The organism is Peribacillus sp. 05N428 (assembly GCF_056397085.1).
In genome coordinates, this window is record NZ_JBFTMS010000009.1 from 35,063 (window position 1) to 51,759 (window position 16,697).

The 16,697-nt window shown below is 42.0% G+C and carries 13 protein-coding genes, 1 pseudogene and 1 riboswitch; of the genes and pseudogenes, 8 read left to right on the plus strand and 6 right to left on the minus strand.

Translation table 11 applies throughout. The features are described from left to right. Nucleotides 1-202: 202 nt before the first annotated feature. Complete coding sequence (locus AC1DIV_RS11055; protein WP_477576396.1) at nt 203-2,251, minus strand: molybdopterin oxidoreductase family protein; 2,049 nt, start codon at nt 2,249-2,251, stop codon at nt 203-205. A 157-nt stretch (nt 2,252-2,408) separates the two neighbouring features. Between AC1DIV_RS11055 and putP the strand changes: the two genes are divergently transcribed. The 4 genes from putP to megL all read left to right on the plus strand — a co-directional run bounded on the left by putP (nt 2,409) and on the right by megL (nt 7,894). Next, nucleotides 2,409-3,878 carry a sodium/proline symporter PutP gene (putP, locus tag AC1DIV_RS11060; protein ID WP_477576398.1) on the plus strand — a complete coding sequence of 490 codons (1,470 nt, stop codon included), beginning with the start codon at nt 2,409-2,411 and terminating at the stop codon, nt 3,876-3,878. Nucleotides 3,879-4,253: 375 nt separating this feature from the next. Further along, nucleotides 4,254-5,321 (plus strand): ATP-binding protein, encoded by a 1,068-nt coding sequence (locus AC1DIV_RS11065; RefSeq protein WP_477576400.1) that lies wholly within the window; start codon nt 4,254-4,256, stop codon nt 5,319-5,321. Nucleotides 5,322-5,368: 47 nt separating this feature from the next. Further along, nucleotides 5,369-6,505, plus strand: coding sequence for a DEAD/DEAH box helicase (locus tag AC1DIV_RS11070; RefSeq protein ID WP_477576402.1), 1,137 nt, complete (start codon nt 5,369-5,371; stop codon nt 6,503-6,505). Nucleotides 6,506-6,718: 213 nt separating this feature from the next. Next, nucleotides 6,719-7,894 (plus strand): methionine gamma-lyase, encoded by a 1,176-nt coding sequence (megL, locus tag AC1DIV_RS11075; protein WP_477576404.1) that lies wholly within the window; start codon nt 6,719-6,721, stop codon nt 7,892-7,894. Here megL and AC1DIV_RS11080 read toward each other — a convergent pair. Then, nucleotides 7,891-8,628 carry a TspO/MBR family protein gene (locus AC1DIV_RS11080; protein WP_477576406.1) on the minus strand — a complete coding sequence of 246 codons (738 nt, stop codon included), beginning with the start codon at nt 8,626-8,628 and terminating at the stop codon, nt 7,891-7,893. The genes megL and AC1DIV_RS11080 overlap by 4 nt on opposite strands. Before the next feature lie 192 nt (nt 8,629-8,820). Next, nucleotides 8,821-8,952, plus strand: a riboswitch (FMN riboswitch). Between the two features lie 146 nt (nt 8,953-9,098). Between AC1DIV_RS11080 and ribE the strand changes: the two genes are divergently transcribed. From ribE to AC1DIV_RS11100, 4 genes and pseudogenes are all read left to right on the plus strand, one after another. Beyond that, complete coding sequence (gene ribE / locus AC1DIV_RS11085) at nt 9,099-9,737, plus strand: riboflavin synthase (protein WP_034305702.1); 639 nt, start codon at nt 9,099-9,101, stop codon at nt 9,735-9,737. A 19-nt stretch (nt 9,738-9,756) separates the two neighbouring features. Continuing rightward, nucleotides 9,757-10,395, plus strand: a pseudogene (gene ribB / locus AC1DIV_RS11090) (3,4-dihydroxy-2-butanone-4-phosphate synthase); the annotation flags it as partial. Nucleotides 10,396-10,474: 79 nt separating this feature from the next. Continuing rightward, nucleotides 10,475-10,945 (plus strand): 6,7-dimethyl-8-ribityllumazine synthase, encoded by a 471-nt coding sequence (gene ribH / locus AC1DIV_RS11095; RefSeq protein ID WP_048685088.1) that lies wholly within the window; start codon nt 10,475-10,477, stop codon nt 10,943-10,945. Between the two features lie 408 nt (nt 10,946-11,353). Beyond that, nucleotides 11,354-12,520: a DHH family phosphoesterase gene (locus AC1DIV_RS11100; protein ID WP_421161623.1), complete on the plus strand. Its 1,167-nt coding sequence runs from the start codon at nt 11,354-11,356 to the stop codon at nt 12,518-12,520. Between the two features lie 48 nt (nt 12,521-12,568). Here the strand turns inward: AC1DIV_RS11100 and AC1DIV_RS11105 are convergent, their stop codons facing one another. The 4 genes from AC1DIV_RS11105 to AC1DIV_RS11120 all read right to left on the minus strand — a co-directional run bounded on the left by AC1DIV_RS11105 (nt 12,569) and on the right by AC1DIV_RS11120 (nt 16,147). Then, entirely contained in the window at nt 12,569-13,435 is an 867-nt protein-coding gene (locus AC1DIV_RS11105) for a YihY/virulence factor BrkB family protein (RefSeq protein ID WP_048685095.1), read from the minus strand. Nucleotides 13,436-13,800: 365 nt separating this feature from the next. Then, entirely contained in the window at nt 13,801-15,027 is a 1,227-nt protein-coding gene (locus tag AC1DIV_RS11110) for a cation:proton antiporter (RefSeq protein ID WP_063577434.1), read from the minus strand. A 6-nt stretch (nt 15,028-15,033) separates the two neighbouring features. After that, nucleotides 15,034-15,531 (minus strand): cation:proton antiporter regulatory subunit, encoded by a 498-nt coding sequence (locus AC1DIV_RS11115; protein WP_034305691.1) that lies wholly within the window; start codon nt 15,529-15,531, stop codon nt 15,034-15,036. Between the two features lie 52 nt (nt 15,532-15,583). After that, the gene (locus tag AC1DIV_RS11120) at nt 15,584-16,147 is read right to left on the minus strand and encodes a tyrosine-type recombinase/integrase (RefSeq protein ID WP_048685101.1); all 564 of its coding nucleotides are present in this window, start codon (nt 16,145-16,147) and stop codon (nt 15,584-15,586) included. Between the last annotated feature and the right edge of the window lie 550 nt (nt 16,148-16,697).

Below are 16,697 nucleotides of genomic sequence, written 5' to 3' on the forward strand. Positions count from 1 at the left end.
CTTGAAGAAAAAAGGCTGTTCCTTGAGGAACAGCCTTTTTATATAGAATCGCAGATATAATCCGAGAATCGCAGATATAATCCGAGAATCGCAGATATAATTCGAGCAGATATAATCCGAGAATCGCAGATATATCATCCGAAAATCACAGATATAATCCGAAAATCGCAGATATAATCAAAGATTGCTAAACATTTCTTTACTATTGTTGGACTTTTTCAAGATCAACCCGTCCTGAAAAGAAAACGGCGCCATTACCCATATCCGCGAGGCGATCTGGGGTAAGGGAATTGATGTGTTGCTTTGTTTCGGGCGTATTCTGCCACAAGCCTTGGCTGACAAGAACGCCTGGTAACACATTTTCTCCGGGAGCAGCGGTAAGCAAACATTCACCGCGACCGTTCCAGATTCTAACCATATCTCCGGCGGCTATTCCCATTGTTTTGGCATCGGCGGCATTCATGTGCAGTTTCGGTTCCTTTTCCATGGAGATATGTTTGGCATTATTTGAAAAGGTTGAATTCAAGAAATTGTGATTAGGTGCCGGAATGAATAAAAATGGCAGGTCGCTGTCTTTTATGATTGGCGTATATGTGGGCAATGGCTCGTATCCATCCCGCTTCATCCGTTCGGAATAAAGTTCGATTTTACCGCTTGGTGTCGGGAGTTTGCCTGGGAACATCGGCTGCATTTTGGCTTTGACAAATTGATTCCTTGAAAGGGAGTCATAGGTGATGCCTTCCAAATGCGGGTTGTCGGGAAAATCCAGAGCCTGCCGTATCATATCTTCCTCTGAATCTCTAAATGCTGCTTGTTCCCCAAATCCCATCCCGGCAGCCAACAGTTTGAACAATTCAACATTCGATTTCGATTCGCCATATTTTTCGACTACAGGTTTTTGTATTTGGACGTAATTATGCCAATATGAATTATAAAAATCCTCCGTTTCATAAGATGACGTGGCAGGAAGGACGAGGTCGGCAAACATGGCCGTTTCGGTTAAGAATAGATCATGGACCACTGTGAATAGATCTTCCCGCATTAGACCTTCCTGCACCTTATTTGCATTCGGAGCGACAAGTGCTGGGTTGGAGCCGTATACAAACATGGAGCGAATCGGGTTTTCTTTTTCCATAAGAGCTTGGCCGATTTGGTTCATATTAATGGTCCGGGTAGCTTTATTTCGCAATAAATCAGGACGTCTTAAGGCATTTATATTAAAGGCCAGATATCCTGAATTCCCTTTGATGGCTCCGCCGCCTTCCTCCATCCATTGGCCGGTAAGGGCAGGCAGGCAGGCAATGGTACGTACCGCCATGCCTCCATTGTCATGGTGCTGCAGGCCATTGCCTATCCGAACGAATGATGGGCTTGTAGTGCCATACATCCTGGCAAGTTCATATAAGTCATCAATGGGAACGCCAGTTATCGCGGAGACGGTCGCAGGGTCATATTGGCGGACATGTTCGCGCAATTCAGCAGCACCCACTGTGTATTCATTCAGAAAGGGCTGGTCGACTAGATTCTCGGCATAAAGAATATGCATTAATCCGAGGGCAAGTGCACTATCGGTGCCAGGCAGAATCGGAATGAACCAATCTGCCCACTTGCCGGTTTGGTTTTTATGAACGTCAATGACAACTACTTTGGCCCCGTTTTTTCGGGCTTGCTGGGCAAGTGTCACTTGATGCATATTAGTGCTCACAGCGTTGATGCCCCACATGATGAAAAGCTTCGTATGAATCGTTTCTTCTGGATCGATGCCGAATGAACCACCCATTGTATAGTTGTATCCGACTGAGCCTGCCGCATTACAAATGGAACGCTCGAGCATGCTTGCACCGAGTTTGTGGAAAAAGCGGCGATCCATCCCCTCAGCGCTGAGGTTGCCCATGTTTCCGTAAAAGCTGTAGGGAAGTATGCTTTCCGGTCCATGCATTTCGATCAAGTCTTTCCAATTGGAAGTGATTGTGTCAATGGCCTCTTCCCAGCTGATTGGAACGAAATTCCCTTTTCCCTTCGGACCGATGCGCTTTAATGGCTGTTTTAAGCGATTGGAGTCATATAGGCGGGCAGTCATGTTGCGGACTTTGTTGCAAATATTCCCTTTTGTGACTGGATGATCAGGGTCTCCTTGAACTTTAATGATTTTCCCATCTTTTTTGTGGAGAAGTAAACCGCATTGATCAGGACAGTCAAGAGAACAAACAGAGGGAAAGACTCCATCTGGCTGATTGATATAGGATTGCATGGCGCATTCCTCCTAAATGATTTATTCTAATAAAATGAATTTTCTTACTTATATTGAAAGTGAAATCGTTGAAAGGTGCAAGAACTTCTTAACATATGTTTTTTTTTCTGATAAGCTTACAAGATGAAAATTAACCTATAAATAGGAGGATTCATTTTTGGAATATGGAATTATAATATCAATTGCAATATACATGGCAGGCATGCTTTTAATTGGTTATTTGGCCTATCGGAAAACGGCTAACTTAACCGATTACATGCTTGGCGGCCGGAACTTGGGCCCGGCTGTAACGGCATTGAGTGCAGGGGCTTCCGATATGAGTGGCTGGCTGTTGATGGGTCTTCCTGGTGCGATGTACATAAGCGGGTTGAGTGCTGGCTGGATTGTCATCGGCCTGTGTGCAGGCTCTTATTTAAACTGGTTATTCGTGGCACCAAGACTTCGGACATATACGGAAATTGCCGGCAATTCGATTACGATTCCCGACTTTTTGGGAAATCGGTTTAAAGATGGCTCCCGGGTCTTAAAAGTGGTATCAGCATCGGTCATTTTAATTTTCTTCACTTTTTATACCTCTTCAGGCATGGTAGCCGGCGGTGAGCTTTTCCGTACGGCTTTCAATTTAGATTACCGGTGGGGTATCTGGCTGACCGCGAGCGTTGTTATTCTTTATACATTATTTGGCGGATTCCTGGCTGTCAGCTGGACGGACTTCGTACAAGGTACAATCATGTTCATTGCCTTAATTCTAGTACCAGTTGTCACGATTGTAAATATTGGGGGCTGGAATCCTACCTTCAATGAAATAAAATCGATTAACCCGAATTTATTGCATGTTTTTGAAGGAACATCAACCATTGGCATCATATCTCTTCTGGCATGGGGGCTTGGTTATTTCGGACAGCCTCATATAATCGTTCGATTCATGGCGGTCTCATCTGTTAAAGAATTGAAAAGTGCACGGCGTATCGGTATGGGATGGATGATTTTTGCTATCGTCGGAGCGATGTTCACCGGATTGGTGGGAATAGCATATTTTAACCTGACAAATAGTCCTTTAGGGGATAGGAATGCTGAGTCCGTCTTCATCATATTAGCTAAAGAACTGTTTCCATCTTTAATTACAGGCTTCTTGTTGGCTGCGATTTTAGCGGCGGTCATGAGTACGATTGCATCACAGCTGTTGGTATCGGCAAGTGCTCTGACAGATGATTTCTATAAGCAGTTCATTCGGCCGAACGCACCTGATAAGGAATTAGTGCTGGTAGGTCGGTTTGGTGTGTTGGCGATATCTGCCATTGCCCTATTATTGGCTTTTAATCCAAGCGGTACGATCCTTAAATTGGTTGGTTATGCATGGGCTGGTTTTGGGGCGGCATTCGGTCCTGTCATTTTGTTAAGCCTGTACTGGAAACGGATGACGAAATGGGGAGCCTTGGCGGGAATGATTGTCGGTACGGCAACCGTGATCGTCTGGGATATGATCGATAAGTTTGCTGAAATATACGAAATCATTCCTGGTTTCATCGCTGGTTCAATAGCGGTGGTCGTTTTCAGCTTACTATCGGCCAAGCCTACAAAAGATATCGAAGAAGAATTCAATCAAGCCATTAAAGACCTCTCTTGATTTATTGAAAATCCAGTAGTAATGCTGCTGGATTTTTTAACGATATAAAACAATGATTACTATATATATGTTACAATATCGATAGAGTCCTTATGTTGAAAACATGAGGGCTTTTTTTGAGTGATTTGGGAATAATAAACCAAAAAACAATACAAAGGAAAAAATATGAACCAATCTCATAAAATTGCATGTAAAGTGGCTTTTATATATATATTCATTGGGGTCTTATGGATTATCATTACGGATTACATCTCTATGACGCAGGCAAGGTCAGATGTTCAGATATATGCAATGTTTCAACATTCCAAAGGGTGGATGTTCATATTCATAACCGGACTTTTCCTATACTTCATAATCAGGTATTGGACGGGGAAAATGTTGAGGTCCCAACAGGAATTCATTCTGAAGGATGAACAGTATCGGTCGCTGTTCAAGCATAACCCGGATTGTGTCCTTGAGCTGAATCTCGAAGGAAATGTCGTTTCGATAAACCCGGAAGCAGAAAAACTGTTAGGTCATCATAGTGACAATTTGAAAGGCAAGAATGCGAATCATCTCATCAACTGGAATGAAAGTGATAAAGTAGCTGAATTCTTTCTACAGTCCCTTCAAGGGGAGGCTGTAAAATTCGAAACGTCCATTCAGAATAGCAGTGATGAACAACGGATAATCCGTGTAACTTTTTTACCGATCATCGTCCACTCGGAAATGCTTGGAGTATATGCCATCGTAAGGGATATCACCGAATTGCGGCGCGAAGAGGAATTGATGATCATGTCTGAAAAGCTATCTGTTATCGGACATCTGGCTGCGGCCGTCGCACATGAGATAAGGAATCCGCTGACATCTTTAAAAGGATTCGTACAGTTAATGGATATGACCCAGGAAGTGAACCCGCTGCATTCTGATATCATGTTGAAGGAAATTGACCGAATCAATATTATCTCAAGTGAACTTTTGGTTCTCGGGAAGAAACAGGATGTCGCATACTGCAGGATCGATCTTGCCGACAGTTTACAACAGGTATTCACGTTGATGAAAGCAGAAACGAATTTGAATAATATCGAAATGGGGCTAAGGATTAAAACCGCCGAACCGATTTATATTATGGCTGATTCAATTGAACTTAAACAGTTGGTAATCAATATCGTCAAGAACAGCATTGAAGCGATTGAAGATAATGGGGAAATTGATATATCTCTGCAAATAATCGATGGACATGCTGTAGTCAGCGTGAGTGATAATGGCATGGGAATGGGGCCCGAGCGCCTTGAACGGATTGGTGAGCCTTTTTACTCGACGAAGGAAAAAGGTTCAGGGATCGGGCTTGCAATTTGCCGGAAAATCGTTCATCGCCTTCAGGGGGAAATGGATTTTGAAAGTGAGATAAACAAAGGGACGACGGTTACAATTCGTATTCCGTTGGCTACTGGACAAGAATAAATGGTACTATGAAAGATAGGAAAAGTTTTATATTAAAGGAGAACGATATGAGCGAATTACCTGAATTAATAAACGATAGAAAACCATATATACAAGAAGCCTGGAAAAAGTCCGGATTCGGACAACTTACCCCGATACAAACGAAAGCGATCCCCGTGATTGTCGAGGGAAAGGATATCATGGCCGAATCACCGACAGGTACAGGAAAAACATTGGCATATTTACTGCCATTGCTGGAAAAGATTGATCCTGAAAAAAAATCGCCCCAAGCTTTGATTCTGGCATCATCACGAGAACTGGTCATGCAGATCAATGAAGAAATTCGCATTTGGTCAGAGGGAAGCGGCATTACGGGTGCAGCATTCATCGGCGGTGCTAATGTGAAAAGGCAGTTGGACAAACTGAAGAAGCGTCCACAAGTGATTGCTGGAACACCGGGACGGATTTACGAATTGATTGCCCAAAAGAAACTGAAGATGCATGAAGTTAAGACGATAGTACTTGATGAAGGTGACCAATTGATCATTCCAGAGCATATGGGAACGATCAATAATATTATCAAAACAACACTAAAAGATCGACAAATCATGGTATTTTCAGCAACCCTGCCAGAGGAAACGGAAAAAGCGGCCAGGGGATTCATGAATGAACCCGAAATGATCAAGGTCGATAAAAATGAAAAAATGGAATCCAAGGTGGACCATCTTTACTTTGTTGTTGAGAGACGGGAAAAGTCCAAGATTCTCGAGAAAATCACAAGACTTAAAGATGTGAAGGCACTTGCCTTCCTGAATGATATTGCGGAGCTTAGCGTCTTACATGAAAAGCTGAGTTATAAAGGTATTGAAATGGGCGTGCTTCACGGTGAATCCAATAAAGTCGACAGGGAGAAAGCACTGCGCAAGCTTCGTTCCGGAAAATCCCCGATGCTGATAGCAACGGATGTAGCGGCAAGGGGGCTCGATATTAAAGGCCTTACTGCGGTCGTTCATATTGATATGGCTGACAATATCGAACAATATATCCATAGATCCGGGAGAACTGGGCGTGCAGGTGCAGATGGTACGGTCATTTCAATCGTAACGGAAAGAGAAGAGCGAGAGTTGAAAAAAATGGCTCGTGAACTGGAGTTAGCATTAACGAGAGTAACCTTCTATGGTGGAAACATCGTAGTCGATGAATGATTCGCAAAAAGGGACGGCCATGCGGCTGTCCCTTTTTTGCGAATGCCCAGGTAAATCCAACTGGACTTTTTCATCTATTGCCATGGAGTAATCATATTATATTTACTATAAATTCAGGAGTTCATTTATGGGTGATGATCATGAATGAAAACGCTTCCTTTATATGGATTTTTGACATATGATAGCAATAGACATAGGTTAGGAGGAGACGGTATGACAGGAAAGTATAAAAAGTTTGAAACGGCAGTCATCCATGAAGGATATGACTCGAAGAAGCATTTGGGAAGCTTGGCAACCCCCTTATTCCAAACTTCAACATTCACTTTCGAAAATGCCGAGCAAGGGGAAAGGCGTTTTGCCGGTATGGAAGATGGATATATTTATTCACGCCTTGGAAATCCAACGGTACAAGTGCTTGAAGAAAAGATTGCCGCACTGGAAGGCGGGGAAGCTGGTCTTGCTTTCGGTTCAGGCATGGCTGCCGTTTCAGCAGTACTTTTTGCGTTAACTAAAACAGATGATCACATCCTCTGCTCACAGGGGGTATATGGTTGTACATTCGGCCTTCTGCAGCTAATGAAAAATAAATACCGGATCACGCATGATTTTTGTGAAATGGATACTGAAGAACAGGTCAGGAAAATGATCCGGCCGGAAACGACCTGCATCTATGTAGAAACCCCGATCAATCCGACGATGAAAATGATTGACTTACAGATGGTGGTGAAAGTTGCTAAGGAATATAATGTGACGGTCGTAGTCGATAATACGTTTTCGACGCCATACCTACAGAGACCGCTTGAGTATGGCTGTGATATCGTCCTTCATAGCGCTACGAAATATCTTTGCGGGCATGGGGATGTCGTTGCAGGACTTGTCGTCGGTAAGAAGGAATTCATGAATCAGGTAGCTGGGACTACACAAAAGGATATCGGTGGAATCATTTCACCTTTCGATGCCTGGTTACTATTGCGGGGGTTAAAGACCTTGCCTGTCAGGATGGACCGTCATTCGGCCAATGCAATGGAAATCTTTCATGAACTTAAGAAACATCCAAAGGTGAAAAAGGTATATTATCCAGGTGATGAAGCTTCCCCGGATCATTATATCATGCAAAAACAGATGAAACATGGCGGCGGCCTTATCTCTTTCGAATTGCATGGCACAAAACAGGATGCACAGGAATTCCTCAATAAATTGAATCTAATTAAAATTGCCGTAAGTCTTGGGGATGCCGAAACATTGATCCAGCATCCCGCTACCATGACGCACTCTGCCGTTCCTGAAGCTTCAAGGGAACAAATGGGCATCAGTGACCAGCTGGTCCGTCTCTCAGTTGGTCTAGAAGCTTGGCAGGATGTCTGGCAAGATCTTCAGCAAGCATTTTAGGCTACCATATTCCTTCTACTTTTTATGAAGATGGTTATGGATATGATAAAAGTAATGGTAGCGAGGATATAAGAAATGTCCGTGATTACAGGATAGGCGGAGCTATTTCGTATCCCGATGCCTATGAACGCCCAAACGAATACGAGAGGATAGCACCAATCCCGGTTTTTACCTGCGAAGACAAAAGCCAGGATTGTTGCTGCAATCAGCAGGACGATCGTCCAGGATAAACTGGAAACCCCAAAACCGTCCCATTTGATATACGTGAGGTAATAAGAAATGTCAGCGATCGTCGCAACACTTACCCAGCCTGTATAAACGGAAAACGGAAATAGGTCGAAAGCAGTGTGTTCCACTTTTTTAATGCTTGTATAAATGACCATTAAAGTAGCCAAAAGAGCAATGATGATGAATACGGATAACAAAAAGTGTTCATAGTGCCAAGCTAAAAGCCAAGCTCCATTCAAGACACAGCTTAAAGCGAACCAAGGGAAGGATGCCTTATAAGCAGGTCTGTTTTGATGTTTACTTAAAAACTGCCTGAATACCCAGATGGCGAGCAGGAAATAGATCAAGCCCCATATGGAAAATACATATCCGGCAGGAGTGAAAAGGACATTAAGTTTATCGGAAATCTCTCCTGATGTCTGGCCGTTCAATGGCAGGAAATTGGCTGAAAAATTCATCGTGACGACGAACAGATAGAAAATCAAGTTGATGATGGAAATAAGCATTAAGCTTCCTCCTTATATGAAATGTGATCCCCTAATCCTATTCCACATATTTATCCTGCCTAACCTTTTTGGAGCACATCGGGGTTAAATTTACATAAAGATAGGAAGTTCCTGTAACAATTGAACCATTTAAGGTTAGAAATTTTACATCTTCACTTTATGGTGATAAAATATTCAAAGATTCATATTATTTTAGTCCTTCGGGGTCGGGTGAAAATCCCAACCGGCGGTGATGAAGAAATTCTAAGCCCGCGAGCCTGTTAAAAGGCAGGATTTGGTGAGATTCCAAAGCCGACAGTACAGTCTGGATGGGAGAAGGACGTGTGGAACCCAAGTGTATACGTACGCCTAATTTTTCGAAAATGAAAATATTAGGCTTTTTAGGTATACAATTTTTTTCACTCATTTCTCCTGCTAACTCCTTAGGCCATCCTAAGGGGTTTTTTATATTTTATAAAAGGGGGAAAAACATGTTTACGGGAATCATTGAGGATATCGGTACCGTACATTCCTTGAAAAAAGGAAAAAGCAGTATGGAGTTATCGATTCGTTCTGAAAAAATCCTTGAAGATGTGCATCTGGGGGATAGTATTTCAGTCAACGGGGTCTGCTTAACGGTAACGTCCTTCACGAAAAGTTTATTTACGGTCGACGTGATGCCGGAAACGGTCAAAGCTTCCTCGATCCGGACGTTAAAATTGGGATCACCTGTTAATCTCGAACGAGCCATGAGTGCACAGGGAAGGTTTGGCGGTCATTTTGTTTCAGGTCATATCGACGGGACCGGAACGATCATAAAAAAAGAACGGAAAGAAAATGCCGTATATTATGTAATCCAATTGGAAGAAGGGCTTAGTGCCTTTTGCATTCCAAAAGGTTCCGTGGCCATTGATGGAACCAGCTTGACGATATTTGGGATCGAAAGGAACCTTTTGACGGTATCATTGATTCCATTGACTCATCAGGACACCATATTGGGACAAAAAGCGGCTGGCGATATCGTTAACATCGAAAACGACATGATTGGGAAATATATAATACATCAAATGAAAAATGGCAATCCAAAACCAGGACTGAATTTAGAGTTTTTGGCAGAGCATGGATTCTAATAAAAAGGGCGGTGTAATGATGTTCCATACAATAGAAGAAGCAATAGAAGATTTGAAGGCTGGCAAGGTAGTAATCGTGTCCGATGATGAAGACCGTGAAAATGAAGGGGATTTTGTAGTGTTGGCCGAAAAGGCGACACCGGAAGCGATTAATTTCATGGCGACTCATGGACGTGGTTTGATTTGTACGACCATCACTGAACAACTGGCAGCAAAATTGAAACTGCATCCTATGGTTGGAGAAAATACCGATCATCATGGCACTGCTTTTACGGTAAGTGTCGATCATAAAAGCACCTCTACAGGAATCAGTGCTTTTGAACGGTCCTTGACCATCCTTGAGCTTCTTAATGAAGATTCGGTCGCTGAAGATTTCCAAAGGCCTGGTCACACTTTTCCGATAGTCGCTAAAGAAGGCGGCGTATTAAGAAGGGCAGGACATACGGAGGCATCGGTGGACTTGGCGAAGTTATGCGGTGCCGCTCCAGCCGGTGTCATTTGTGAGATCATGAATGAAGATGGATCGATGGCCCGCGTATCCGATTTAGAAGTCATCGCTGATAAATTCAACCTGAAGTTCATTACGATAGCCGATTTGATTCGGTATCTTCAACAAAATGATCCAATCGGGAAACAGGAACTTGAACTGAACATCCCGAAAGCTTGAAGGATTTTTAAGGAATGAAATCTTAACATGAAAAAAAATTATTGTTTTTAAAAATTAGGAGGAATTGGACATGGGGAAAACTATTGAAGCACAATTAATCGGATCAGGATTGAAAGTAGGAATCGTGGTAGGAAGATTTAATGAGTTTATCACAAGCAAGCTTTTAGGAGGGGCGTTGGATGGTCTTAAGCGTCATGGCGTTGATGAGAATGATGTTGACATCGCGTGGGTCCCTGGTGCTTTTGAACTTCCGTTAATTGCTAAGAAACTTGTGAATACAGGTAAATATGATGCGGTAATCGGTCTTGGAACGGTAATCAGGGGTGCTACTTCACATTATGATTATGTCTGCAATGAAGCAGCTAAAGGCATGGCATCCGTTTCATTGGAAACAGGTGTACCGGTTATCTTCGGTTTGCTGACAACTGAGAATATTGAACAAGCCATTGAACGTGCTGGAACAAAATCAGGTAACAAAGGCTATGAAGCTGCGGTTAGTGCCATTGAAATGGCCAACCTTGGAAAATTGATAGAACAGTGATTTCAATAAGGAAGCCGCAGGAAATAACATTCCTGCGGTTTTTTTTGATGTGCCGGATCGTGGGTCTGATTGAGTCAAATTTCTTCAACCATTTGGCAATTCTTCTTAAGTTCGTAAAGTTCCTAGCCATTGATCGATTAGTTATTGCGGCTCTTCGACACTCACCTAAACCCCTTCAATGGAAATACCCCGATTTCAAAGTAATGTGTTTTTTCATTATTTATCATTATAAATTATGGGAAGTAAGGAATCATTAGGTAATTACTCGAAAAAAAACCGAACAAAAGCGTCACGTAATGGAAGCAAGATAAAATATGCAGATATGATTATGCTACAATTGTAAAGATTGCAATTTAAATTCATGTTTTTAGGGAAAAGTAAATTTATTAGTTATTAGGAGGGGTTTGTGTGTACCATCTCTTTACACATAATGATTTAGATGGAGTGGGGTGCGGCATTGTAGCTAAGCTGGCATTCGGGGAAGATGTAGTGGTTAGTTATAATTCAATTGGTCGCCTTAATCAGAATGTAGGCGCATTTCTTGAGCAGGCCAAGATTGAAGATACATTGATCGTTACTGATCTATCGGTTGATGAAGATAATGAAAAAATGATTACTCAGTTTGTGGAAGATGGAGGCAAGGCTCTGCTGATCGATCATCATAAGTCAGCACTGCACTTGAACGAACATGATTGGGCATCTGTAACTGTCGAACAGGAAGATGGTAAACAGACGGCAGCCACATCATTATTCTATCAGTATGCAATTGAAAATAAATTGCTGGAACCTTCAAGCATTGTCGCTGAATTCGTTGAATTGGTCCGTCAATATGATACTTGGGAATGGGAAGTCAATAAAAATACAACGGCAAAGCGATTGAATGACCTGTTTTTCATGATTCCGATAGAGGAATTCGAAATGAAAATCGCAAATAAGCTGTCCACGGCTGAAAGTTTCACTTTTGACGAAGTGGAACAAACGCTTCTGAATGTTGAAGAGAGTCGAGTGGATAGGTACATAAACAGGAAAAAAAGAGAAGTTTATCAAGCTACGGTCGGTCCCCATACAGCTGGTGTGGTCCATGCAGAGTCATACCACTCGGAATTGGGAAATGAACTGTCGAAGGAGTTCTCACATCTGGATTATATAGCCATACTGATGGTAGGAAGTAAAAGAATCAGCTTCCGGACAATCCACGATGATATAGATGTTTCTGAGGTTGCTGGCAAGTACGATGGTGGCGGCCACCAAAAAGCCGCAGGTTGTACGATGTCCGAAAAGGCTTATAGCCAATATGTCGAAAAGACCTTCTATGCCGAGCCCCTTAAACGAGACGCACATAAGAATCAATTGAATGTAAAAGGATCCCCAGAGGGTTGCCTATATTCAACAAGAGACAAACAGGACATATTCATCTATGAAGATGAAGAAGAGGAATGGATTGTTGAAATCAACGGCAAACAACAGAAAAAAACATTCGATACATTTGCGGAAGCGGAAAAATACATGAAGCGGAAATACGCTGCATGGCTGGCCCATGATGAAAGATATGAAGAGTTTGTCAATAAAGGTTAATTAGAAAAGCGGCTGTCCGAATGGGACAGCCGCTTTTTAATCTTGATTTTATCTTTTAAGCGGGACAGGATGAACGATCGTGCGTGACTGTTTTTTTGGAATGGAATTTTGGCGATGAAGAATTGCATTGATTTCTCCGCCGATCACAAAAATCAGACCACTCAAATACAGCCATAGCATCAAGATGATGACGCCTCCTAAACTGCCGTAAGTGGAAGAGTAGTTGGCAAAATTACTGACATAGAATGAAAATCCAAGTGATATTCCCAGCCAAAGTACAGTTGCGGTCACTGCGCCAGGGATGACATGTTTAATGGGAAAACTTTTATTCGGTGCAAAGCGATATAAAAAGGCCAGGACAAGTGAAATGACCACAACCGCGATGACCCACCGTAATAAGCTGAATAAGATTTGCGTTTCTTCTGGGATCGGAATTACCTGCTGTAATAATTCGATGATGACTTTTCCGAAGACGGGGAGACCTAACATGACGATGAATGCTACAACCAGGCCTAATGTCAATATAATGGAAATGAAGCGGGCTTTAATGAAATTCCTTGTTTCTTCCACATCATAGGCAATATTCATGGAATGGATGAACGCATTCATTCCGTTGGAAGCGGACCATATCGTTCCAAGGAAACCAAAAGTCAGTAACCCGCCGTTCCGTTCAGATAATATGTTGATGATATTTTTCTCGATGACTTCCATCGTTTCTGCAGGCATGAAGGTTTTTATCGTGTCGAGGGCTGTCTGAATATCGATGTTCAGATAAGGTAATATGGACAGCAGTAAAATGAGCAAAGGGAATAGTGCCAGTAAATAGTAATAAGCTTGTTCTGCTGCCAGCCCGGTCACACGATCTTCCTTTATTTCTTTAATAAGTTTCTTTGAAAATTGGATCGACTTATTCATCTGGGCATCACTCCTGAATAGTTACTTAGGTTATCTGCTTCTATTCCCTCTGTTCATGTAAGTTAATCCTCAAAAGAAAAGAAATTGAAACCTCTAATCCGGGCACTTGTAGAAGCTTGTGACAATGACATAACCCGCAAAACATATTTGGAGAGTTTAAATGTTTGGTAAAGTCAATTAAAATCCCAAAATCTCAAATTTTCTCGATTAACTGTGAATAGATGCTGATGATAATTCAAGGACGGCACCAATACTACTACTAAGTATGATTTTATGCCCGTTTTCTAACAAGTATTATCATGTTAGTGAGTTATAAAAGGTAAACAGAAAAAAGGCCAGTAAGCAATTTCTCTGGCCTTTTTCTTCTATTGGACTTCTTTTTCCTGTTTCTTTTGAACCTTCGGAGGGGTCCATTTGAATACTTTATTTAGGATATTATAGATGTGTTTGGATTCTTTTGTAAGGATCGGCCCAAGAATCGCTAAGGTTAAAACATAAAGTGCCGCAAACGGGGTTAGTATAGGCATTAAACCTCCTGCAATGCCTAAGTTGGCTAAAATGATGGAGAATTCGCCGCGTGAAACGATCGTTAAACCGATGTTTGCGGAAGCTCTGTGAGATAAACCGGATTTGCGTCCGGCAATCATACCAGCTGCAAAGTTACCGATTATGGTGATGATGACGGCACCAAGAACCATCCAGACAGCTCCGCCAAGGGTCGTCGGATCGATACTCAAGCCAAAGCTGAAGAAAAATATGGCCCCGAAGAAGTCTCTGAAGGGAATGACAAGTTTCTCAATCCTGTCGCTATGCTCTGTTTCAGAAAAGACCAGGCCGAGCAGTAATGCACCAATGGCTTCTGCAACATGAATCGTTTCCGAGAAACCGGCGATGAAGAATAGTAATGCGAACACGACGATGATAAAAATCTCATCGGAGGTTATATTGAATAATTTGTTAAGGACCCCAGATGCTTTCCGGGCGATAACGAAAAATATCAGCATATACCCAATCGCGATAAATGTAGAAAGTAATGTTCCCCAAACGGAACCAGAAGAGCTTAATACCAATCCGGATACGACTGATAAATAAACAGCGAGGAAGATATCTTCAAACATGATGATGCCAAGGATTAGCTCCGTTTCATTGTTACCGGTCCTTTTAAGGTCCACAAGTACCTTTGCCACGATGGCACTTGAAGAAAAACTGATGATCCCGGTTAATATCAGGACCTCTTTTAATGGAAGACCTAGCAGGAAACCATACAGCAAGGCCATTCCCACGTTGATTAAAATGTAATAGGTTCCGCCTGTCACGATATTTTTCCCTGACTTCATAAGCTTTTTGACGGAAAATTCAAGCCCAAGGTAAAACAGAAGGAATAAAATACCGACACGACCGAGGAATGCTATGATTTCATCACTTTCAATGAAACGCAGGTCAATTAATCCGAAGTGCGGGGCATGGGGGCCAACGAGCATCCCGATGATAATTAATAGCGGAACATTTGATATTTTGAATTTACCTGCAACGAGAGCGGCTAATGCCACTAGAAGTAGGGCAGTTCCCACTTCAAAGACTAAATGATCCATATGAGCTTAGTCACTCCTTTCGTCGGTCAATAATTCTCTTATCAGGTTACGGATATCTTTTCTTTCACCGGATATTACAAGGGTGTCGCCTGTTTCGATGATGGAGTCTGGACCAGGATTATTCAGTTGTTTTTTGCCTTTTTTAGAATGGGCGATGACGGTCACGTTATAATTGCTCCTGATATCAATCGAACCAATCGTTTGATTGATGGCCTTTGAACCGGGTTCGACTTTGAACCATTCGATCACCAAGTCACCCAATGACATTTCAATTGTTTCAAGTGCTTGTGGTTTATAGACCATGCCGCCTATGATGGAAGCCAGTTGCCGGGATTCCTGATCATTAAGGGTGATGCTCGATATGACGTCCTCATGTTCATTATCAAAATGGTATAATTCCCGACGGCCATCATCGTGAATGACGATTACTAACTTTTCATCATTTCTCGTTATGATTTCGAATTTTTGACCAATACCAGGAAGTTCACTTTCTCTAATTTTCACTGGAATTCCTCCTTAAAATGTTGGTTAGAGTTAATAGAAGATAGGAGAATGTTTATAAGTTAACGTCAATATTCGTCTTGAATTTCTTCTCCTTGGATATACCGATGTATTTTAATGTCTCCGATGGACTGGAATGATGGTAATGCTTCTGTATCAAGGCCAGTGACACTCCTTGTTTATAGGCATGGTAGCCAAAAGTCTTACGCATCGAACTTGCTCCGAATTTGCCTGTCAGCCCTGCACCTTCCACAGCATCATGGATGATTCGGTGCGCCTGTTGACGTGTAATCGGCTTTTTTGTTTTAGGGGAAAGAAATAAAAACTGACCTTCGATAACCTTCGAGCCTTTAAGGTATTCTTGTAAGGCGGTACGGACTTTCAGGTTCAAATAAATTTGGTTGACTTCGTCACTTTCAGTCCGTTGCTCATAGAACTCCTTGATTTTGCCCGTTTCATCCAGAACGCTGGCGACGGTGATTTCGAGCATTTCATTTATCTTCATACCTGTATTGATGCCGAGTACAAACAATAAATAATCCCGACTGGAGTGAGCGCGTAAGTATGTTTTTATTTTGCTGATTTGATTGATATCCTTAAAGGCTTCTACATATTCCATAGATCTTCTCCTCTTACCAATGTAACATAATTACATTATAACACAAGTTATGTAACATTGCATGCGTTAAGTCCTTTAAGGCTTCTCCAAAAAGCAAAGTACTGTTGAACCGAAAAAAGCTTTTTCTTATTCTCTACACAATTAAGTGAAAATATATATATCAGTTTCTTTTAAAAGCAAAAAGGGGTTTGTCTACATTTTTTTATGGCTTGTACAATGTGGGCGTGTATGTAACGAGAGGCACTAAGGCTTTCCAGAGGCGGTACGGGAGCCGCATCGGCTTTCAGCGAGGCTGCTGAAAAACTAACGGTTTTGAATGAGTTATTGTTTTTTTTCAACAAAAATAGATCACTTCCTGTACGATAATGAACAGGAAGTGATCTATTTCTTTCATATTTAGTTACTTTTCTGCTTTGATTTTCGTGAAAATTCGTTTGAGGTTGACTGCGAAAATGGCTGTTGCTCCTTGAATTCTCATGCCAAATAGAGACCCGCTGATGATGCTTCATCATACCCGTGTCTGTGTAGTCGGATAATGATTTGAAATGGA